15 protein-coding genes and 1 pseudogene are annotated in these 23,855 nt (G+C 45.3%); all 16 read right to left on the bottom strand.

The window, feature by feature from the left end; all coding sequences use genetic code 11:
• Positions 1 to 21: 21 nt before the first annotated feature.
• Positions 22 to 1,068 (bottom strand): mandelate racemase/muconate lactonizing enzyme family protein, encoded by a 1,047-nt coding sequence (locus tag GLV81_RS12670; protein ID WP_197428297.1) that lies wholly within the window; start codon positions 1,066 to 1,068, stop codon positions 22 to 24.
• Between the two features lie 23 nt (positions 1,069 to 1,091).
• Positions 1,092 to 3,110, bottom strand: a complete 2,019-nt coding sequence (locus GLV81_RS12675; RefSeq protein ID WP_157479190.1) for an aceric acid hydrolase — start codon at positions 3,108 to 3,110, stop codon at positions 1,092 to 1,094.
• Between the two features lie 2 nt (positions 3,111 to 3,112).
• A complete protein-coding gene (locus GLV81_RS12680) occupies positions 3,113 to 5,245 on the bottom strand; it encodes an alpha-L-rhamnosidase-related protein (RefSeq protein ID WP_157479191.1) in 2,133 nt (710 codons plus the stop codon).
• A 47-nt stretch (positions 5,246 to 5,292) separates the two neighbouring features.
• Entirely contained in the window at positions 5,293 to 6,627 is a 1,335-nt protein-coding gene (locus GLV81_RS12685; protein ID WP_157479192.1) for an MFS transporter, read from the bottom strand.
• Between the two features lie 34 nt (positions 6,628 to 6,661).
• Complete coding sequence (locus tag GLV81_RS12690) at positions 6,662 to 8,251, bottom strand: sodium:solute symporter family transporter (protein WP_157479193.1); 1,590 nt, start codon at positions 8,249 to 8,251, stop codon at positions 6,662 to 6,664.
• A gap of 66 nt (positions 8,252 to 8,317) precedes the next feature.
• Positions 8,318 to 9,448: a Gfo/Idh/MocA family protein gene (locus GLV81_RS12695; protein ID WP_157479194.1), complete on the bottom strand. Its 1,131-nt coding sequence runs from the start codon at positions 9,446 to 9,448 to the stop codon at positions 8,318 to 8,320.
• A gap of 53 nt (positions 9,449 to 9,501) precedes the next feature.
• Complete coding sequence (locus GLV81_RS12700) at positions 9,502 to 12,012, bottom strand: L-rhamnose mutarotase (protein WP_157479195.1); 2,511 nt, start codon at positions 12,010 to 12,012, stop codon at positions 9,502 to 9,504.
• Positions 12,013 to 12,186: 174 nt separating this feature from the next.
• Positions 12,187 to 14,415 carry a sugar phosphate isomerase/epimerase family protein gene (locus GLV81_RS20470; RefSeq protein ID WP_246185980.1) on the bottom strand — a complete coding sequence of 743 codons (2,229 nt, stop codon included), beginning with the start codon at positions 14,413 to 14,415 and terminating at the stop codon, positions 12,187 to 12,189.
• 11 nt (positions 14,416 to 14,426) lie between these two features.
• On the bottom strand, positions 14,427 to 15,986 hold the full coding sequence (locus GLV81_RS12710; protein WP_157479196.1) for a sodium:solute symporter family protein: 1,560 nt from the start codon (positions 15,984 to 15,986) through the stop codon (positions 14,427 to 14,429).
• A 21-nt stretch (positions 15,987 to 16,007) separates the two neighbouring features.
• Positions 16,008 to 17,132, bottom strand: coding sequence for a four-carbon acid sugar kinase family protein (locus GLV81_RS12715; RefSeq protein ID WP_157479197.1), 1,125 nt, complete (start codon positions 17,130 to 17,132; stop codon positions 16,008 to 16,010).
• Between the two features lie 73 nt (positions 17,133 to 17,205).
• Complete coding sequence (gene pdxA / locus GLV81_RS12720; RefSeq protein WP_157479198.1) at positions 17,206 to 18,237, bottom strand: 4-hydroxythreonine-4-phosphate dehydrogenase PdxA; 1,032 nt, start codon at positions 18,235 to 18,237, stop codon at positions 17,206 to 17,208.
• Positions 18,234 to 19,142, bottom strand: a complete 909-nt coding sequence (locus GLV81_RS12725; protein WP_157479199.1) for a dihydrodipicolinate synthase family protein — start codon at positions 19,140 to 19,142, stop codon at positions 18,234 to 18,236. The genes pdxA and GLV81_RS12725 overlap by 4 nt, the downstream gene beginning before the upstream one ends.
• On the bottom strand, positions 19,139 to 20,293 hold the full coding sequence (locus tag GLV81_RS12730) for an iron-containing alcohol dehydrogenase (RefSeq protein WP_157479200.1): 1,155 nt from the start codon (positions 20,291 to 20,293) through the stop codon (positions 19,139 to 19,141). The genes GLV81_RS12725 and GLV81_RS12730 overlap by 4 nt, the downstream gene beginning before the upstream one ends.
• A gap of 103 nt (positions 20,294 to 20,396) precedes the next feature.
• A complete protein-coding gene (locus GLV81_RS12735; RefSeq protein ID WP_157479201.1) occupies positions 20,397 to 21,380 on the bottom strand; it encodes a dihydrodipicolinate synthase family protein in 984 nt (327 codons plus the stop codon).
• A 12-nt stretch (positions 21,381 to 21,392) separates the two neighbouring features.
• Entirely contained in the window at positions 21,393 to 22,232 is an 840-nt protein-coding gene (locus GLV81_RS12740; protein WP_246185981.1) for a fumarylacetoacetate hydrolase family protein, read from the bottom strand.
• A gap of 42 nt (positions 22,233 to 22,274) precedes the next feature.
• Positions 22,275 to 23,842, bottom strand: a pseudogene (locus tag GLV81_RS12745) (sodium:solute symporter family protein).
• Between the last annotated feature and the right edge of the window lie 13 nt (positions 23,843 to 23,855).

The raw sequence follows: 23,855 nt of genomic DNA on the forward strand, positions 1-23,855 counted from the left end.
ATAGCAGTCAAATGCTCATCCTTAAAAGTGAAGCCCCAACCCGGACGGTTGTGTGGCAATGCAAATCCGTTGTGAAACTGAATGGGATGATCGAATCAACGGATCAATCCAATCGAATGACTCAACACCAGCGCCATTGGCAATAGTGCTGAGCAAGGGAACATCATAATCTTTGTAGTAGTGCGGTAATACAGGCACGTTGTACGCAGCTGCTAAAGCCGCACTGTTGCGCCACGCTTCTACGCCGCCAAGCCGCAATATATCGGGCTGCCAAATGTCGAGGGCATTGCGTTTTAGTAATTCCCGCAGCGGCACTGTGCTGTATTCTCTTTCGCCCATGGCAAGAGAAATGCCCGCCTGATGACGCAGTATGCTATAGCCTTCATAGTCGGTATGATCAATGGGTTCTTCAAACCATTGAATACCGATGTTGCGGGCAGCACGGGCCAGCGCCAATGCATTGGGTACATTCATGCCCTGGTTGGCATCCATCATGATATTGATGTGTGGCCCCACCGCTTCACGAACCAACTGCAATCTTTCAAGATCTTCCCGCCAATCGGGTTTGCCTACTTTAATTTTTACAGCACCAAAACCACGGGCAGCATAGCCTTTCACTTCATCCAACAATTCGGCTTCGGTGTAACTTATCCAACCACCGCTACCGTACGCAGGTATTTTTTGTGCCGAATGGCCCAACACTTTCCAAATGGGCTGTTTGAGTATTTTGCACCACGCATCCCACATGGCCATGTTGTAAGCCGCCTGTGCCCAACGGTTGATGCCTTCGTGCCCAAAGTATTCGTTGGCATGATTCAACTTCATAAATACCTTAACGGTATCGCAAACCTCTTCCCCGATTAACAATGCTCCCTGATCTTTCAGCGCACCAATAATGGCTTGCGGACTGTATTGAAAACTCAACAGGTAGGCTTCGCCCATGTGACCGCTTTGGGTATGCAATCGCAGCACCACAAATGAGATTTCGGTAAGCGTATGCGTAGCATCGGCAATGGGCTTTTGTAATGGCGCAGTTGCCGTAAAGATTTCAAATTGTTTGATGGTCATTTTACTTAATTAATCTTTCGCGGTTAACGAACAACCGGCATCCATACAGTCATATCAGTTTTGCCACGGTTGGCCCATGCATAATATGGAATGAGTGTAACGGCTGCAGCTTTCAGCTGATTATTCAATGGTTGATACAATGTATTGCTCCAGGTTTGTGGCGCTTTCACTTTGGCCGTAGTGGTAAGGGCTGTAACCGTGCTGCCCGCAATGGCCAATGGTTTTGTTTGCCATACAGCACTGGCCGGAATGGCCACATCAAAAATGTTGTGCTGTGGCAAATCGGCAGACTCCAGACAGTATACGATGGGGCCACGTTTTACTGTAACCTGACCACGGGTTTCCTCCACCAGTGGATTGCTTTCCAGCAATGTCACCGGCATATCCAACCGCAATTCAATCTTGTCTCCTTTTTGCCAGCTGGACTTTACACCAATGTAACCATTCGAACGGTCTACTACATTGTGAGGCACTTTCCCATTTACAAGCAACGTGTATTTATTGCACCAACCTGGTATGCGGAAGAAAATGATTGCAGACTTTGATAATGATTGTTTGATATGGATAGCAATATTACCCTGCCATGGATAGTTGGTTTGTTGCTCCAAAATCATTTGTTGCCCATCGTGTAAAGTGGTAGACAACTGACTGCCTCCATACATGTTGATGTACAAACCTTTTTCTCCAATGCTGTACATATAACTGTTTACCTCAGCAATGGTACGCACCACATTTGGCGGACAGCAGTTGGATTTGCTGATGTATGGAATGCGGCCACCTTCCCAACGCATGTGATACGGAAAGCGATCGGATGCTGCCAACGGATTGGTATAAAAATAGTTGCCGCCATCCAGGCTTACGCCACTCAACACACTGTTGTACAAAGCCAGTTCAACAATGTCTGTATACTTCGATTCTCCCGTGAGCAAAAACATGCGCCAGTTCCACAATACATTGCCAATATTGGCACAGGTTTCATTGTGTGCAGTGAGGTTGGGCAGTTGAAAATCACGGCCATAAGATTGATGCACTTTCTGAACCGTATCAGGTTTATACGAAGTACCATCCACACTTACACCATCATACAAAGCACCACAGCCACCCGTTACATACATTTTGCTGAGGATGACATTATTCCACAAACGGTGAAGTGTAGTGAGCAAACTGGGATCACCTGTTTCGGCATACACATCGGCTACACCTGCCAGCAAATAATTGGCACGTACTGCATGGCCGGCAATCTTTTGCATATCGCGGAATGGTGCCCGGTCGCTGTTATCATCCGTGCCTTCTACAGAACCACGGATATTGATGAGATGAATAACGAGATCGAGATATTTCTTTTCGTTTGTTGTGCGGTACAACTCTGTCAACCCCATGTAATGCGAAGGGCAAATAGCGTTGCGTGCCTGCTCTGGTGTAGCAGATTTGTAAAAGCCAATTAAAAAATCTGCTGCTTTGCTGGCGATGTTGAGCAAGGTTGTTTTACCTGTTGCCCGATAATGCACACAGGCCGCCGTCATTAAATGACCAAAGTTGTACGCTTCGAAACTCAACTGGTCATCAAACATTTTTTCGCTGCCCGTTTTGCGCTGTTCAATGATGTTTTTGGTATAGATGTAGCCATCTGCTTTTTGTGCTTTGCCAATAACGGCAATGGCTTCATCCATCCATGCTTCGAGCTTTGCATCTTTTGTGCTGGCATACATGGCAGCCACTGCTTCCAAAGTTTTATAAAAATCGCCATCATGAAAAGATGGGCCACGAAAGCGGCCGGTATCTAAACCCGCTGCTACTCGAAAATTCTGAAACGAATAACACATATTTTTGCTCGTGTATGTTTGCCAGAGTTGTGGCAACATAGCATCGCGGCAAACAGCAAAGCGTTCTGCCCAAAAACCTTTGGTCCACTGCACATCGCTTATGCCTACGCTGTTAAGTGCCGCCTTTGGACTATTGCCAGTACTCACCAATCCGTTTTGTGCCAGTAGCGACAGCGGCAACAATAACACAGCGAAGAACAATTTGTGTACGGGTTTCATGATTAATCAGCTTTGTATTGAATGATGTATGCTATTCCGGGTTGAATGGCCATTTCATAAAGGCCATTGCCTTTTGACAATGGCACAATGTCCCGTCCTTCCGGAAGTATGCTGCTTTTCAATCTCAGCAATCCCATTCCTGCAGGAGCCTTTACCTCTACAGTAGTGTTGGTCACTTTCAATTCTATTTCACCCTGTGGTGTTGGTACTTTGCCCTGCATCCATTCGAGGCCACCAAGGTTTGGTTCTACCACATATTTTTGATACCCGGGTGCAGTTGGTTTTACTCCGAGATAATATTTACCCAGCAGATACAACGGGCTTGCGCCCCATGCATGGCATAAACTCTTACCGAACTTCCGGCCATACATGGCGTAATGTTCTGCTCCTTGTTTGGCAGGGTTGTATTCTTCCCAGAAACTGGTTGCACCCAATTTCAACATGCCGCCCCAGTAATCTTTCATTTCGCTCAACACATAGTTTTGTTCACCCAAAGCACACAATGCTTCCAGTTCGTAGAAACGCATGTAAGGTGTAGTGATCTTCTGAATATCGTCGTTCAGTAACACAGATGTTTTCACCTGTTGTTTTTGTTCCTCGTTAAAATAATCGAAGAAGATAGAGAACATGTTTGCATAGCGTGTTACATTTTCTGTTTGCTGGCCATCCACACGACTGTGCACCAGTGCCTGCTTTGTATCGTTCCAGTAAATGCTGAATAATTTGTTTCGCATATCAGCTGCTAATGAGTTGTATTGCGCTTCGGCATCTTTATCATCAGCAATGTTTGCACACAGCGCCATTGTTTCGAGACTGCGTGCCAGCAACAACTGTTCAAAGCTTACTTCACCTTTTTTGCTAAGCCCTTCAGCCCAATCAATAAATATCCAGTCACCGGTCATCCATTCCATCAACCCCTCTTTATTTCTTCTTGCCAGAACATAATCCATCAACGCTTTCATGCGATCGTAGTTCTGTGCAATAAATTTTTTATCACCGGTGTAGAGATAGTAATCGTAAATACCAAGGAACCAGTAAAAGGTATAATCCATAATGGTGTTGATGTGCCCCGTTACCGGATCTTTACCACGCAATGCATAGGTTGTACGTTTGACTGTTTCATTATCGAAGTAGAGATAATAGTTCATGAGATAGCTTTGGTAAGCATCACCACTCCGCATCCAGCGGTCACGTTTGATACCATCTATGAAAAATTCTCTTGTATTTAATTCAAACGTATATTTCGAAACATCGTAAATACGATTGATCTCTTCATCGTTACAGGTAAAACTGCCACGTTCTTTTACATCAGCATATTCGTACAGCATCGAAACGGAATCGAGTATTACGCCTTCATCGTATTGCACATTTACAAAACGATAAGCTTTCGAAAGTTTCATAATCTCATCTTTCTTCTCCGTGTTATTTACATCTACCCTATCCAACGTTTCGCAATGCTCTGTAGATAAGGCTTCTTCTTCTGATTCGCCATAATACACCGACAGTTTACCTTTTCCACTCAGACCATTTAATTGAATAAAACCAAAGGTTTCCTTACCAAAATCAACCAGCATAGAATTTTCTCCTTTCACAGTTGATATGGCTTTTTGTTCTCTTACAGGCAAGGCAAATTGCGAAGGCAATTGTGTAGGTGAATTAAAATTCCAGCTTCCAGCATTGAGCCATTTAGTAGCAGAGATGTCAGATGCTTTACCTGTCTCATCAATCCATTCTTTGTCTTCGAATGTTACAAGCCATGAAGCATCGGATACAATTGTTTTTCCTTTTACATAGATAGCAGGCACGTTGGCCTGGTTAAATACTTTAATGTTGATCTTGTGTTTACCAGCCGGTACAACAATTTGTTTCGGACTACCTTCAAATGCTTTTCCATCGAGCTTTACATGGTATTCACCTTCTACATAAATATCAACGGTTTCAGGTGCAGGGACATCAAACACTTTATGAAAATCCATGAGCACATAATGGCTATCTATTTTCCAGAATACAGGAAAGAATGTACCACGTTCAGTACGACGGTTTTGCATTTTATTGGCCAGTACAATTTCGAAATCGCCAGGATACCATATCCATGTTGGTGTTGAAATTGTATTTGATAAATCAGAGTTATTCATTTGCTTCACGTTAATTGCTTCGGATATTTAGATACCGACTTCATCATCTAAATATCCTCTCCATATCTTTCTTTGGAAATTTGTTGTAATGATTTGCCTTGGGTTTTGGGTGTCCAGATGGCTCCTACAATCAGTGCAAAAATGAGCAGCCCAATCATAATGTAGGCCGCGGTGGAAAATCCTTCGCCATTCTCACCATAAATATTTACAAAACCAAAACCCCATACTGCTGCAATACTTCTCACTGCAAAAAACATAATACCCTGAGCAGCGGCCCGGTATTTTGCCGGAAAAAGTTCTGAAGCCCAAAGTGCATAAAATGCCTGGACGCTTATGCCTGCATGTATGCCCCAAAGCATGGTGAACGTCCATAGCGCAACATGATTTTTTATGCCGATGAAAATTAGAATGCACCAGGCCACTATACCAATTGATGTACCGAAAACATACAACCAGCGTTGATTCACTTTATCAACCAACATGGCAAAACCAAAATAGGTAACGGCTATAATGACAATCCATTGTACTGCCGTAATCATGTTGGCCTCACCATTTGAAAGACCACCTGCGGTTTCATAAATATGTTGCTGAAAGAAGCCCATCACCGAAGCCACCATATTCCAGCTGATATAAATACCAGCGAGGAAAAGCATGGTTCGAATATTCACTTTGTTGGTAAACAGTGTACCAAACGATGCGAAAACGCCAGGTTGCTTTTCGTTTGATTGTGATTGCTTTGCTTCTTCCCAATCTTTCGATTCATTGAGTTTTCGTTGCAATGTCCATGCGATAAAAGCAACCACTAACAAAGATCCAAAAATGATACGGCTGCTGAATACATTGATGGCTTCAACACTTGCATCGTTACCTATAAAAAGTGTTGCAATTTTTTGCACGTAATCAAATAAAACACCGGCCGAAGCATCAGCGTTGCCGGGAGCAAGGAGCATGCCCAGCAATAAAATAATCATTGGGCCCACACCCCATGCAAACTGTGAAATACCCATGTTCTTTCCACGATTACCTACTTCTGAATTTTCGGAGATATATGTCCATGATGCTGGAACACCCACGCCAACTGAAATACCTGTGATAAGAAAACCGGCCAACAGCATGGGAAAATTAACAGTGAACATGATAATGGCAATCCCCAGCATATACACCAACATGTTGTACGTATAAATGGTTTTGCGTCCGTATTTATCAGCAAGAAACCCACCGAAAATGGCACCGATAGCTGCACCAAAGGCGTTGGCGCTAAGCGCATTCAGCCAACCGAGATGCCCTTCATTAAGTCCAAGGTAATTTTGCCAAAGCGTCAACCCGCTTGCGCCTGCAACGATTGCCCCAGCATCCAGGTAATTAGTCAGCGATACAGCAATCGTACTTTTTAAACTTCCTTTTTATGTTCCATGTTTAGTGTCCGTTGAAGATGATGTAGAGGGTTAGTATCACAAGACCTAATAATGCAAATAGCATTTTTACCTGCTTATCTGTTTTTGGCAATGGCGCTGTTTCGATGGCGGCCGTTACTTTGTTTTTATCGAGTAAGGATATAAGAATGGCTGCAACAAATAAGATAGCGAAGATGTAAAATGAAATAAGAAAATAATGCGGCCACCATGTGTTGGTACCCGTTGCTGCATCGGGAGGCAGAATCCACAAGTTGAGCATTCCTACCAACAAACTGAATGCAGAACCTGCCGATAAAATTACATTCACAGCAAGCTTGGTGGTGCGTTTCCAGAAAACACTCAACAAGAATGTAACTGCCAATGGCGGAGCCAAGTAGCCAAGTATGGATTGAAAAATATCGAACAAGGTTTTGCCTTGTATATTATCAAATGCTATCGCCATTAACACAGCCAGCACACAACCCGCAACAACAGTATAACGTCCTACTTTTATTTGTTGCTGCACAGTGGCCTGCGGATTCATGTTATTGACATAAATATCTTTTGTAAACACTGTGCTTAATGCATTCAAGGAGGAACCAATGGTTGCCACCAACACAGCGATCAACACACAAATCACCAACCCATTCAATCCTGAAGGAAAGAGATTTGTTACCATTGTCATGTAAGCCAACTTATCATCAGTTAAATCGGGGAACAATGCAAAACATAAAATGCCCGGCAAGATGAACATGGGCAATGCCAGTACTTTTAACCAGCCGATGAAGTTTACACCGAGCTGTCCCTGTTTTAAATTTTTTGCACCCAACACACTTTGCACCATACTCTGATCGGTACAGAAAAATGCAACGGCCGATACAGGATAACCCAACAACAATGCATGCCATGGATAACCGGGATCGGATGCAGGATGAATTAAGTTCCAAAAGTGGCTCGGTGTTTTATCAATCAAAGCAGTAATACCACCAAGCTTTTGTAAACCGATAAACGTTAATGCCAATGATACAATGATTAGTAAGATCATTTGGAATACATTCACTTTTGCAATGGCTTTTAAGCCGCCCATATAAGTAAACAAACCAGAGAAGGCCACGAGTACAATGGTTGATTGCCACATCGGGATGCCTAAAATTTGGCGAACTAAAATTCCTCCGCTGAACAAACCAAGGCTCAACCAACTGATGAGAATTTTTATCAACGCATAACCTGCTAAAATATCCTGTGTGCTTTTGCCATAACGCTTGCCCATGAACTCGGGCATGGTACTTACTTTGCTGGCGATGTAACGAGGTGCAAACACCAGTGCCAGCAGCGTTAAAAACACAAACGCATACCATTCAAAATTTCCACCCACAATACCTGCGGAAAAACCAATGCTTGCGAATGCAAGTAATGATGAGGGGCCCACATTTGTTCCCCACATGTTGAAACCAATGTTGTACCAGTTGAGTGAATTGCTCGCCAAAAAAAGCGTTTCATCTTTTTTCTTGTTTCGGAAACTGGCGATATAACCAATGGCCAGCAATGCAACCAGGTAAATGGCTACAATGGCAAAATCAAGCGTTGTGAGTTTATTGTAAATTTCGTTCATGACGTATTTGAACCACAAAGACACAGGGAACACAAAGCAACACGAAGCTTTGCGTTACTTCGTGCCTTAGTGGCTTAGTGATTCGAGATTATATTGCTTTAAAATGTCTGCAATTTTCACCGGCGCACCCGTTTTCAAACTCTTATCCATTGCCTGCAGCAACGCCACGGTTCCAATTCCTTCCTGCATGTTTGGATAAGCGGTAAAACTTTGTTCAATGGAATCAACAAAGTATTCCAGGTAATTCTGGTACTCCCCTGCATGATGACTCTGTCCTTCGAAACGGAAATAATATTTCAAGGTGCTGTCGCCCCAATGAACAATTTTTTCTTCGCCTGTTTTATCAGTAATAGCATACCGCAGTTCATGGTAATCGGCTTGTGATGCACCTTGTGTACCACGCAACACACAGCTCATCCCACTGTCACGCTTTGTTGGTTGCGTTGGACTGGTGTATGTTCCGCTCACCCTTGCAATACGACCATCGGTTGCTTTGAAGATGAAATGCATGGTATCTTCATTCTTTAATCCGGCGGCTTTCCCATTGGCGCCGATCATGCCATAACCCATCACCTCTTCAATGTTAGGCAGATACCAACGAATGAAATCTACAGGATGACTTAACCCACCGTACAACCATTTAAATGAATCTTCCAATGCCCATTTCTTTTCAAGAAACCAACGATGATCCGCATTGTAATGACTTTCGATGGTGATGAGTTCGCCGATCTCCCCTGCTTCGAAATCTTTGCGTTGACGTTTGTATGGTTCGAAGAAGCGTGAGCTTTGTCCCACAAATACTTTCTTACCTGTTTGTGCTTGCAGCTCTAGTAATTCTTTTGCACGATTTAGATCATCAATGAATGGTTTGGTACACACCACGTGTTTACCATGCAGCAATGCCTGTTTAATATGATCGGCATGCAGATGATCGGGAGTATAAATAGCAATGATGTCGATCTCCGCATCGTTGAGCAGATCTTCGTAGCTGGTTGTATAGTTTGCAAAATCAAATTCCTTGCAACGTTGTTTGCACAACTCTTCATTACGATCACAAATGATCTTGAGATGCAGTTTTTTGCTTTGCAAAGCTGCACTCATGGTACTGCGGCCTTCACCAACGCCTAAAATTCCAATTGTAAGCCCCCCCGTCCCTAAAGGGGTGCTATCAGCATCACTATTTTTCTCGTATTTCATCTATTTCAAAATAATTATTGTTAATCGTCACAAGGGTTTTTCCTTGCTCCCCTTTAGGGGTTGGGGGTTTGACTTAAAAACACCCACGTCTCTCCCGGCTTTGTTCCTTTAATTCCTTCCTGGTATTTTTTCATGATCGTATTCCAATCATTCACCCGTGGATTATTGGCTGTTGTTCTTGGGTTCAACTTATCCAGGCTTTCACCTTTCGGAATGCTAATGATCAGCATCAATTGCCTTCCGTTTCTGAACAACAACAACTGCTGAAAATCGGCATTGCAGAAACCTTTTGAAATCTCCGGCCATTTTTCAAACTGTGTAATGTGATAGTCGAGATATTCTTGCTGCAATTTTTCATCTGCCACCAGGTTTGCTGTAAGGATGATATGCTGCCATTCTTTCGCCACTGTTTTATCTGTGCAATGTTTTTTCTTGCTGTATTCGTAAAACATGTCGTGGTACACGCTTACTTCCGCTTCCGGAAAATTGTTGGCGATACGCCCTTGCATTACGCCGATGTCCTGCACTTTATCGAAGATGACATAATGATTCTGCCAATGATAAATGGCATTGCTGTCCATATTATTCTTCGCCAACAATTCTTTTAGCTTGGGTAAATTCAACTGCATGCCTTCTTTCACTACCAGCTCAATTACCTCGTTATGTTCTTCGTTGATGACACCAACCTTCGCTGTTTTATTGGCGGTTAAATAGTGGAAGCGTTTTTCCAGTCCGGCATTTTGCTTTACACTGTCATGCACCTGCGGACCATTATTGCTCCACACATTACCGGGACCGTTGTTATTCTGTAAATATTTCTGTGAAGGCGTCCAGTTATTTTTTACAGTGAAATGTGAAGAGCCTTCATCCGTATAAATATAAAACCAGTGCGATGGCAAATGAGCAATGGGCGACTTATAAATACTGTCGATATAATTTTCTTCAATGATGGAATTCTGTTGTGCACTCAATGTATAAATACCGGCGCAATCATAATTCCATTTGCCGTAATGATGGATTTTGTTGGCAACGATTCGGTTGTCCTTCATCATATTCTGTACAGGTGACCATCCCCAACCCAAACTGATGCCGCTGTACGATACATTTTCAATTTCGTTGTGACGAATACTTGTTCTGCTCACAAAGCCGCAACCAATACCCACCGTGCCCCAATCTTCATTGGCAGCATTGGTGATGAAATTATTCTCGATGAAAATGACATCGCATTTCTCCCGTTCATCTTTCGGATCAAAGGGCAAATGAATTTCTCTTCCTTCATCACCGAAATTACCGGCGAGGATAGCCGTACCACCAATATCGCTGAACAGATTATTCTTCGTCATATTATCCTGCACGCCTTTTTTTAAATCAATACCCGTTGCCGCTAAATGCAGGAAAGAACAGTTTTTAATTCGTGTACGAATGGCATAACTCAATTCCACAGCAGCCGCTTGTCGGCCAATCCATGCCTGGTTATCCAAACCCGGTTTCTCTTTTGTACCTGCAGGTTTTAACCGGTATGCTTCTGTCATATACAAACCAACCTGGTGCGGTACATGTCCTTGCAGTGAAGGACGCAACCAACCTGTATGCTGAAAAGAAATGCCATCGATTACCAGGTTCTTCACCGGGTTATCAATCGTTCCTTCCAGACGTATTAATGTCTCGGTAAATGGAGCAACTACTTTTGCTGTTGCTAAATTTTCATTGCTGCGTGGCCAGTAATAGATTTTTTTATTGCTGACATCTAAATACCATTCACCCGGTTCGTCTAAAAACTGAATCGCATTGGTTAAGTAAAAAGCAGAGTTACCGGTTTCTTTACTGATCCACGGAGCAGGCCAGGGATGTTCGTTTTGTATGTTGCTTTCCGGTTGATGAAAAAACAACTTTGTGCTGTCGCCCATCACCTGCAGTTTTTTCACACGCAGGTTAGCGATCTCCCACCACTGATGAATAAATAATTCCAAACCTTTTGCTTTATCCAGGTTTTGAAAAGCCAATGTTGGAATCACACAAGCAGCTTCAGTTTTGTTCCAGTTCAAAATGCGCAACATAGCATCGCCGTTCGATGATTTGGCCCGTATTGCTTTCACATCATTCACCCACAGTTGACGGAAATTGAAAACATTCCCATTCACCATCGGCACATCGGCCACCCATATTTTTGCTTGACTATTTTTCGGCAAACCATTAACAGGCGTTGTTACTTTTTTCCAATTGCCGATCTGTACACCTCCACTTAAAACAGGCTTTTCATTTTGTGCTGCTTCAATAAACGTGGCGCTTTCACGGGTGCCGCTATCTTCCGGTCTGATAACAATGGTTTCAAGCACCTGATAATGGCCGCCCCGCAAAATGATATGAATGTCTTCTTTGTACGATGCATCATTCATCCGGCGTAGGTCTCTTGCTTTGCGCAAGGCCATATTGAGGGTAGCAAAAGGTCTTTCAATGGAGCCATCATTGCTGTCTGCGCCATTGGGGGCTACATAAATATTTACTGCCATTGCCGAAGACAAGGCACAGCAAAAAAACAGCAGGCTAATCAACAATCGTTTCATACCGGGTACTGCTACAATTTGCCTTGTTAGCAGGCAAGCTGCAGCCATTAAAAGTACCGGTATCAGCAAGCCCGGAAAATGTGACTATTTGCCAAAAAGATGGTCTATTTTACTGTTTTGCCAAGGGCTACAGTTGCGTCATACAGACCTCTGGCTACCGCTGCCTGCACTATTTTACTCTTCCTGAAAAATGCGTTTGAGATAGGCAGTGTTGGCACCGTAATTATACTTTGTATCTGATGGCTTTTTAGCATCACGACTGCGTTCAATCACCAGCCAGCCGCTCCAACCCATGGCATCCAGCGTTTGCTTTACCTGCTGCATGTTTATTTGCGAATCGTTTTCCAACCACACACTGTCTTTGTTTGTAGCATGTATCATGCTGATGCGATCCTTACCCAATGTTTTCAATTCAGCAATCAGGTCGCGGCCTTCCTTGAGTGGCGAAGAAAAATTGAAATATATTTTAATGGCCGGCGAGCCAATTTCTTTCAGCAATTGGACTTCCTCTTTTGCACTCAAGGATGTTTCGATGCCAATGATAACGCCGGCGGCTTCAGCCATTTTGCCGGCTATTGTCAATCGGGCAATAACTGAATCGCGAATGCCAGGATTTTTTTTGATATCGCATTGCACACCTAGTGGCAAAAACGCATGCTTCACTTGCATGAGTTGCATGGTGCGTATACAATCTTCAATGCTCCGAATGTACTCGGCCCGGCTGCAAAACGACTGCGCATAGTAGCCTGTCATGGCCAAACAAAACAGCTCTACTTTTCTTTCTTTCGCTGTTTGCAAAAACAACTGCCGCACACTGTCGTTCAACAATTGATTGTCGAAGGTGGGCCGGTTGCCCAAGCCACCCATATCTACTTCTACACCGTCTGCTTTCAAGTCGGCAGTGAGGGTAATGGCACCGAGTTTTTGGCGCTTCAGCAGCATCAAATCTATCAGGCCAATTTTATAGCGTTGGCTAGTTTTGGCTTTCTCTACTTCTGCTGCAAACAACTTTTCCAAATTATCAAAACCGTGTACTGCATGTGCAGGCAATCGTTCTCCTTTATCGCCAAACACATACATGTTTTGCTCTGGCTCTATGGTAATCGTTGACTCGTCAATTTCACCGGTTTTGTTTTGAATAGCGGGCAATTGCAATTGCAAATACTTCGCCATGAATTCGTATACCGCCTTGCGTTTGTTGATACCAAAATCATGTTTTTCATTGGACAAATGCACATTGCTCACCGCCGAAGGCTGGCTGCACATGGCATACATTTTTTGCAAATAAGGAAAGTCATGTTCCGGCATTTTATCTGTCCAGTCGCCACCATCGCTTACAATCAACTGTGGCCTTGGTGCAGCCATAGCAGCCAGTTCTACATTGTTGGTGCGGCCACCGCAACCGTGTATATCCATGCCGCTTTCGCATGGGCAGCCGCCATAGAAATACGACGACAACGATACCACTGGTGCAGATGCTTTAATGCGGTCATCGAGTGCCGTCATAAGTACTGTATGGCTACCGGCACCAGAGCCGCCAGTCATGCCTACTCTGGCAGTATCGGCATCTTTTTGCGCCAGCAAATAATCGAGAATCCGAATGCTGCCCAATGCCTGAATGGTCATGCCCAAACTGCGGCGATGATCTTCGATATTGAATTGCAATAAAGACTCGCCCCATGCAAACAAATCGTAACTAAATGCCATCGCCCCCATTTTGGCCAATGCTGCACAGCGATACTGACAATCGGGGCGGTAGCGTTGTTTTTCCCAATGCCCGTCGGGGTTGAGAATAACAGGAATTTTGCCTTTGTATTTGGCTGGTTTGTACAACGAACCGTTGATCCACACACCCGGCAAAATTTCCAGCGCAATATTTTCTACCGTATACCCATCATACATTCTTTTGGGGGTAATAATAGGAGCACTGTTTGGCCTTGCAGGCAAATGTGTCAGTTGTAATGCTTCCCGTATACAAGGACGTAATTCTGCCTTTCTTTTTTCCCATGCCTCGGGTGTATTGTATTGCGCAGCAATGCGGTCCATTTCGGCCCAGCCTTCTGCCACCGGCCAGCGGTAATATTCATAGGCACTCAGCTTATACTGTTTCTCCTTTTCCTTCTTCACTTTCAGCTCCAACGGCCTCAGCACATTATCCAATGTTACCTCTACATCTGGCCGGTATTTCCAATCGGCATAGGTCACCATTTTATTGGCCACCATGCTGTCCGCAAACTTGATAACAACACCATATTTTTTCTGAATGTTTTGCAACACTTCTTTCAATGGACGGCTGTATTGCTGATCGGTATTGAGTTGTGCCCATGCAAATACCTGCAACAGCATCATGCATATAAGCATGAAAACGACTTGCTTGTATTGCTGATGGTGTTTATTCCACATGGTTGATTTTTTTAGAATGAATTTTCTTTTTCCTGCTGCCGGTTTTGCCGCCAGCTACTAAACAAGAGGTTGGGTTCCAGCACAGGTGGCGGATAAAACAAACTGGCGATATAACCGACCACAATCACAATGAGGTGGCTATACACACCCAACATGAGTTTGTGATGTGTAAAGTTATAGTCTCCCAAATCAAGCAGCAATCTGGGGTTGCTAACTCCCACAGGTGTGCTGGTTAAAAATGCCCATGCCGTAAACAGAATACACACAATGATACCAATATTAACGCCTTGCCGATTGGCCCGGGCACTAAACAATCCCAGTAAAAAAATACCCACAATGCCGCCAGAGAAAATGGCGTACACGGTAAAGATGACACCTAACACACCTTCATTGCCGGTAAGTAAATACAAGCCGCCAATGGCAATGGACAACAAACCAGACAACACTACGTACAGCTTACTCATGTGGAGGTATTGCTTATCCGTTTTGTGCGGACGAAGTTTTTTATAGTAGTCTTCAATACCTACAGCGGCCAGCGAATTGAGGTCGGCACTGAGGCTGCAAATAGCAGCGGAAATAAGTGCTGCTACAATAAAACCAATAACACCCGTTGGCAGTTGCGTCATTATAAAATGAGGAAATACCGCTTCGGCCTGCATGCCATCGGGCAGGCCACGCTGTTTGTAAAAAACAAACAACGCTGTACCAATCAACATGAAAATGGTCCAGATGGGAACCGTTAGTGAAATACCCAGCAACGATGCTTTGATGGCAGCCTTATCATTTTTTGCAGAGAGGTATCTTTGCACCACGGTCTGATCGGTGCCATACTTCTGAATGGCATAAAATGCACCATTAATCATCATGACCAGCAAGGTAAGTTGCGTTACATCCCATTTGTACGGACCAAAGCCGGTGCGGTTGTTGGCACTTGCAATGTTCCAAGCTTCGGCAATGCCCCCATCAATAGAATACAACAATACCAGCAGGCAAATAATGCCACTGGCAAACAGCATAAAGCCCTGAAAAACATCCAGCCAAATCACTGCCTGCATACCGCCTTTCAAATTCACCATTACCAATACAAAACCAACCACACCCAAAACCAGAAAGGGATGCATATTCGTCATTTCATGTATGGCTACTGCAATGAGAAACAAGACCGTACCCATACCCGCAAACTGCCTTATGATAAAAGATGACGAACTGTAGTAACGGGCAAACATGCCGAACCGCTTTTCAAAATACTCGTAGGTACTCAGGCCAATCACTTTTCGGTACAAGGGAACAATGAACCAAATGGTGCCCATCAGTACTACTGGCACCATCAAACCTTGCACCAGTAAAATCCAGTTGCTGGTAAAGCCCTGTGCGGGATAGCCCAAAAATGTAACACTGCTGATGAGGGTAGACAGCAAGGACAATCCCAATGCCCATGCGGGAAAATTGCCTTTCGATAAAAAATATTGTGCTGTTGTTTTTTGCCGGTTGGCAAAACGAAATCCCAGCCAGAGCGTAATGCCCAACACCAGCAGGATGATAACGTAATCAATGGTTTGAAGATGGGACATGCTTACAATCGTTGACACTGTTTATGCTACAAACAGTTGTTGAATAATGGGTGGCAGCACATAACTACCGGGCTTTACGGAGATAAAACAATCATTGGATTTCATACGAACAGAACCACGCTCCCACTCTTGCTGTGGCTGCAGTTCGTGTAGCTGCAAGGCTTCCAATATACTGGTGGCGGTAGAGCCCCCTTCAATAAACATTTCTGCTACATATTGGCGGGCAAATAGCTGCGCAACCGCATCGGCCATGCAACTGCGCAATTGAGCAGCCGTACAACCAGCAGGTATTTGTGTAGCATCAATGGCGAATATCACTTTACCCACATGCTGTAATGCAAAGGCAAGTTGTTGCACACAATCCGGATGTGGTTTAGTACCATTGGCTACAAATGATAACCATACAACAGACGCCGGATGCATAAGGGCTACCTGCTGTACAAAACTGACAGCTGCAGGAAATGCTGTACCACACACATACAAAAACGGTTGCTGCAACTGAATCACACTTGAAAGCTGTTCCTGGTAGGTTCTGGCTAACAAGGCTGTAAAAAAATCACCGGCCCCAGCCAATGCAATGCCTGCAGGTACGGCATTGGCCCAATGATGCACATCTTGCATGGTTGCTGCGGAGGCAAGCATTACAGCTGCATGCGACAATGCTTCGCCCACTTCCAATACAGGTATTTCTTCTACACCCAGCATGTCGGCCAAACCGGCACTGGTTCTGGGAAACTCAGGATCTGCAGCAAAGCCTGCCTCATGCACCGGCACTTTGTTTACCAAATATTTTCCTTGTTCAATGGTTCGTCCCAAGGTTGGATTGGCCGGTAGCAACAGGGCTTGTGTTTGGTTGCACAATTGCATTTGCAATTGCAACTCTTGCATTACATAACCCCGCAGCACACTGTCGGTTTTTTTGTACATCCAACGTGGTTGTAGCAGCAATATTTGCTGCACTATAGTTGAAGTAACAGCCAGTGCTTTTGCATCTGACATACTGCGGCTATCGGTAGATACAACAAGTACATCGGCAGTTGTAGGTTTTACTTCGCCCAGGCATAAGGAAACCCGAAGCCCGTATCGAACAGCAATGCCTGCCAGTTCTGCAGCACCCGTAAAATCATCGGCCAATACAGCTATCATCTTTCTTCAATCCTGATTTTTTTCAAATGCAAGTAAGATGTTGTAGCGCCACCATGCCTGCAAGAATGTTCAACTATTGGTGCTGGCTCAGCTGCACCGCACTTTCTATGGCCAGTATCATGGCATCGGCACTGGCTATGCCTTTGCCTGCTATTTCAAAAGCAGTACCGTGGTCTACTGACGTACGGATAATGGGCAAGCCCAAAGTAATGTTTACACCTTTCACACTGTCCATTTGTTGTTTTTTGGCATTCCATTTAAAACCCGAAAGCTTGAAAGGAATATGTCCCTGATCGTGATACATGGCCACCACACCACCATAAGCACCCATGGCAGCTTTGGCAAACATGGTATCGGGTGGCACAGGTCCTTCTACATCGTAGCCCAAAGCACGGGCCGTTGCAACTGCCGGCGCTATTTCTTCTATGTCTTCTGTGCCAAATAAACCATTGTCTCCGGAGTGAGGGTTCAATCCCGCAACGCCGATTTTCAGGTTGGTTTTTCCTAATCGTTTCAAACCATCTACAATCAGTTCTATCACCTGAACGATACGGTCGTGCTTTACCAAATCGCAAGCCTGACGCAGCGAAACATGGGTACTCACGTGTATTACATTGATGTTGTCTTCCACCAGTAGCATGGCATATTTTTTAGTGCTGGTGTAATGCGCATATATTTCTGTATGGCCGGCAAAATGATGCCCTGCTTCGTTGATGGATTTTTTATTGATGGGACCAGTAACAGTGGCATCCACTTCTCCGGCCATCGCCAATTCAATGGCTTTTTTTACAGCCTGAAAAGAAGCTTCGCCACACATGGCGGCTATTTCGCCAAACTGCAATGCAGACACATCTGTAATCCCTAAATCGAATACATCAATGCTGCCTATGTTAAACCGTGCATCGGCCACACTGTTGACAGCATGTACCTGCGCAGGCAACTTCAACAGCTGGATGATTTGCTGAAACACGGCGGCATCACCAATCAGCAATGGCCGGCAAATTTGATGAATAGCGGGTTGTAATAATGCTTTCACTGCTATCTCCGGACCAATGCTGGCCGGGTCGCCCATGGTAATGGCGAGTATGGGTAATGCTTTACTCATGCTGTTTGTTTTAACGCTTCAAATTCTTGTATGAGTGTTGCTGCTTCCGCATCACTCATGGGCTGCAATGGTGGCATCACAGTTGCTGCACAAATACCTTTGTGTTGCATCAACCGTTTCAATGCCCACAAACTTTCGCCCAGTGTTTTTCCTCCCTGATACAACTGTCCGTATACATCGCTTTGTACCTGCATGGCTTGTGCAGTGGTTACATCGTTGTTGTGTACTGCTTGCAACATACGGCTATAGATGCCTGGCATAAGATTGCCCGTACTCGGTATCAAGCCACGGCTACCGCCCAGCAATGCATTGGCCGATTGCGCAGCCCAGCCGAGGAAGTGACCAAAATCTGTGCGGTCTTTCCATAACGCCAGGGATTGCTGCAGCCGCTCTTCACTTCGTTCTGAATCTTTTGTAGCAACAATATTGGGATGATGACTCAAGGCATCAATCACCTCCAGCGGAATGCTCATGTGTGTGGTAGCCGGTATGTTGTAAACAATAACGGGCAATGGCGAAGCATCAGCCAGTGAGCGGAAATACTGATGCATTTGCGCTGGCGTCAATGCATAATAAGATGGCAGTGTTGCAGCCACAGCATCAACCTGGTGCGTGGCACACTGCGCTGCAAATGCCAGGCTTTCTTCCAACACATTGGAGGAAATACCGGCATACAACACAGTGCCTGTTTGCTTGTGCTTTGCAGCGGCTTCGAGGTATTGCAATTTTACCGCAGCACTCAGCGATGCTGATTCCCCGGTGGTGCCCAAAATAAAAGGCGAAATCTGATGTGCATAGAATGATTGAAACAACCGGCCCACTGCTGGCTCATCTATTTGAAAAGATGCTGTAAGTGGTGTAACAGCCGGTACGATGATGCCTTTGTATATCGAATAATCTATCATGCAAATGCGTTTGTAAAAATATCAATTGCGTCAGCTTCAGTCACGTTGCGTGGATTGTTTTTCAACAGGCGTTGAATCTTCATGGCTTCAGCAGCCATTTGCGGAATGCTTTCTTTGGTAACGCCTACTTCTTGCAACGTAGCCGGTATACCACAAGCCTTATTCAACGCTTTTATTTTCTTCACGCCCCATTTAGCGGTAGCAATATTATCGGCCAAAGCATCGCAACCCAAGGCTACTGCTACTTGTGCATAGCGGTGCGGCGCAGCCACAAGGTTGTATTCCATTACATAGGGCAACAGTAATGCATTGCTTAAACCATGCGGCAAATGATACATGCTGCCTAATGGATAACTCAAGGCATGTACTGCTGCTGTATTCACAGGCCCCAAACAAAATCCGCCATACAAACTACCAAGTGCTACTTTTTCACGGGCATCCAAATCGCTGCCATCTTTTACCGCAGCTTCAATATTGGCAGCAATCAATTGAATGCCTTTCAATGCAAACATATCAATGAAGGGCTGTGCGAATTTATTGGTGTATGCTTCGAGGCAATGTGTCAGCGCATCCATACCAGTAGCGGCAGTAATGGCCGGCGGTACAGAAACAGTCAGCAATGCATCCACACACACCGGATCGGGTACGAGGTACGGACTAATGATGCCTTTCTTTTGATTGTCGGTATCATCAACCAAAATGGCGTTGGGCGACACCTCGCTGCCAGTGCCGGCTGTAGCAGGTACACACACCAATTTTTTAGAGCGGTCTTTGAGCAACCCAATGCCTACATACTCTTGCAATGTCTGCGGATTGTCGAGTTGGGCAGCTATGAGTTTGGCAATGTCTAACACACTGCCGCCGCCAATGCCTACCACTACATCGGGTGCAAATGCTGCGGCCTCTTGCATGATGTGGTGAAAATCGGCAAAGCTTGGCTCTGCAACGATAGCCGTATTGATGAGCACTTCTACCTGAGCAGCTTCGAGTGCTGCTTTGAGTGGTTGAATGTTTGCCAACAACGGTTCGATGGTAGCCAGCAACACTTTGCGTGGCTGCCACTGCAGCAGTTCACCGGGCAACTGTGCAAAGCTGCCATTGCCCACCATGAGCTTGCCGGGAAAAATGATATGCATAGGAGAATTGGTCATGTGGACGATGGAGTAAATGAATTGTTCAATAGTAGTAGCGTAAACAAACGGAGCGTCGCAACTTCAGCTTCATAGGAGTACTGCAGCTGGCGACCACTTGGTATTAAATAGCCGCATCTAACCGGTAGCGGGGCAGCATGATTTGCTCTATATCAACCGGAGTAATGTTGAGCCTTTCGCACCAGTGCATAAAGCTGCGATGGATATCATCTAGTGTTTGCTTTTGCTCTGGCGTTAGCTCCAGCGCAGTAGCCCTGCTGATTGTACGAACGGGCAAGCCACGTTTGCGCAAAAAATACTTGGCACTCATGGGATAAGCCACATGAATGAGCGGGTCTACCCGGCTGATTTCTGCCTGCAACCATTTTACATCTTCCTGCTTGTCGGGGTTGTTGGCATTGTTGACCATCCACACCAAAATTTCAGGATAAAAATTGCCGCTGATGCTCGACATGCCACGGGCACCCATTTGCAAACTATACATGGCATTGGGCGAATGCGCATCATAAAATTCGAGCTTGCTTGCTGTGGCTTTGAGCAAATCGAGTTTGGCTTTTACTTTTTCCGGATCGATGGACGTGTCTTTGTGATACACCATGCGGCCGGCGCTGAGTAAAGTGCTGAATACATCAGGACTAATGATGCGTTTGTACGGCGCCGGACATTCGTACATGCCCAATGGAATATTGCCGGTGAGTTTGAACATGCGTTCAAAATTGTTGAGCAACACTTCATCGCTGTCTTCCACATTGGCAAAATGCCCGGTAATCAAAATGGCTGCATCGATGCCCGTATCAAATATGCGTTTGGTAAATTCTGCTTTGTCGTAAATGGTGAGGCCAAAGGAAGAAGTAGCTACCACGGGCACCCGGCCATTTACATACCGCACTACGTGGCGGGTGAGTTCTAGCCGTTCATCTTCGGTGATGCTGTACATTTCGCTGCTGAGGCAATTGGCGAAAAAACCTTTTACACCCGCCGCAAGGTAAAAATCGATGAGGCGGTTCACGGCATCAAAATCCACTTTCGCCTTGAGGTTGAAAGGCGTAATCATGACGGGCACAAACTTGTTGGCAACTGCTGGCATAGCACTCAATTTTTAGGCAATGGAATTGGTCAATGTTCCGATGCCATCGATGTGAATGTGCACCACATCGGCCTGCTGCAATGTAAAGTCGTTATCAGGAACCACGCAGGTACCGGTCATGAGGTAGCAGCCATGAGGATGACTGTATTCCCGGTACAAAAAAGACACCAGTTCCTGATGCGTTCTCTTCATTCGGTCGATGCTGGTTGCCCCTTCAAATACGGTGGCACCCATCCTTTCGATGCGCATAGCAATACCTGTGTGTGGAGCAATGGGCTGCGGTAACACCAAAATACATGGCCCTATGGCAGCGCTTCCGTCATACATTTTTGCCTGCGGCAAATACAAAGGATTTTCACCCTCAATACTACGACTGCTCATATCGTTCCCAATAGTATATCCTACTATTTTGCTGGAAGATGTTATTACCAACGTAAGCTCTGGTTCGGGTACATTCCAGCTGCTGTCTTGCCGGATGCGCAATGGCTGCAAATGCCCCCGTACCCTTGAGGCTGTGGCTTTGAAAAACAGCTCGGGCCGCTCGGCATCGTACACTTTATCGTAAAAGGTAGCGCCGCCGCTTTCCTTGCTTTCTTCCATGCGGGCTGTTTTGCTGCGCAGATAAGTAACCCCTGCGGCCCATACTTCCTGCGAACCAATGGGTGGCAAAATGGTTTGCTGTTGCAACCACTGTTCGTTGCCCGCCACGGCTGTTTGTGCAAGTAGTTGTTGTAAATGCGCATAGGCATCGTCGCGGTTGATGAGTGCATCCCAGCTGCTGTGCATCAATACGAAGGCGTTGCCCTGATGCAGCGCTACAATGCCGGCTGATGTGTTGTACAAATGTATCATGGCCAATAAAGTTAATGGGATGACTCTGGCGACCTTCCTGCACTATGCAGTGCCGCCCGGTACTTTGCGCCGCAGGCTACTCACTACAAGACCTGTGAGAAAAATGCTGAGCGTACCAACTACTATAATCATGTTTTTGTGCAACGGACTTTGCCATGCGGCCAACGATCCCGTAAGCTTGGGAGAAAAACTCATCCACAAAATGATGAGGATACCAATCACAACGGCCGTTACCGCTGCTGCATTGCCTGCTTTTTTACTGATAAGACCCAGCAAAAATAAACCCAGCATGCCACCGGCAAAAATGCCGCTCAGCTCCCACCATACATCGAGCAGACTTTTGGCACCAATCATGGCAAGACCTGTACACAAACCAATTACGCCAAACACAACCGTAAAAATGTGCAGTAAACGCAGTTGTTGTTTATCGGTGCTATGCTTTCGAAAATATTTTCCGTAAATGTCTACAGTAAACACTGTGGCAGATGCATTCATGTTGCTGCTAATGGTACTCATAGCTGCAGACAACAGCGCTGATACAATAAGCCCCACCAAACCAGTTGGAATATGATTGACCATGAAGAATGGCAACACTTTATCGCCGTAATCTGCAGGCTGTAAACTATTGGCCAGCTGCTGCAAGGCCTGCGGCGTAGCGGCCGCACCCAACCTTTCTGTCGCCACCTGTAGTTTAATCGGCTCAATCAACGCGGGTTGCGCCTGATAGAAAGCATACAATGCTGTGCCAATCAAAAAGAACAATAAGGAAGCAGGCACATACATCCACACACACAACCAAACCGATTTACGGGCCTGCCGTTCGTTGCTGGCTGTATGGTAGCGTTGGATATAGTTTTGGTCCATGCCAAAATTGTTGAGGTTGATGAAGAAGCCATACAACAACACCACCCAAAAAGTACTGCTGGTAAAGTCCGGCGCCATGCTGCCAAGGCTGATTTTATCATCGGCCATGGCGGTCTTTGCAATGCTGGTAATACCACCAGGCACTTGCTGCCACAGCAACCACAAAATGAGCACGGCACCTAGCGTTTTAATAATGCCTTGCGCCACTTCCGTCCAGATAACGGCTTCCATTCCACCCAGCACGGTATATACAATAATGCAGGCACCCATCACCAGCATAATAGATTGCATACTGAAACCGGTAAGTGCTTGCAGGCTTAGTGCGATGCCAAAAAGATAGAGCCCATGCGGGCAAATTGTGTCAGCAAAAAACAAACTACTGCATAGGTTCGGGCCCAGGGGCCAAAGCGTTTTTCCAAATGTGTGTACGCAGAAATTTCGCCGGTGCTCCGGTAAAAGGGTACAAAATATTTTGCTGCTACCCATGCTGCCAGGGGCATAGAGATGCTGAACACAAATGCATTCCAGTTACTGCCAAAAGCTTTGCCGGGTACACCCAAAAAAGTATTGCTGCTTAAAAATGTGGCATAAATAGAAAGACCAATAGCCCAGCCGGGTATACGGCCCGATGCCTTGGTAAACTGCTCAGTGTTTTTATTTCTTTTCGAAAAATAAACACCAATGGCTACCATGGCCAGCATGTACACGGCAATTACTGCCAGGTCTATCAATGGCAAATTGTGCATCGTTGTTGTTTGG

Origin of the sequence: Phnomibacter ginsenosidimutans (genome assembly GCF_009740285.1) — a bacterium.
GTDB lineage: Bacteria > Bacteroidota > Bacteroidia > Chitinophagales > Chitinophagaceae > Phnomibacter > Phnomibacter ginsenosidimutans.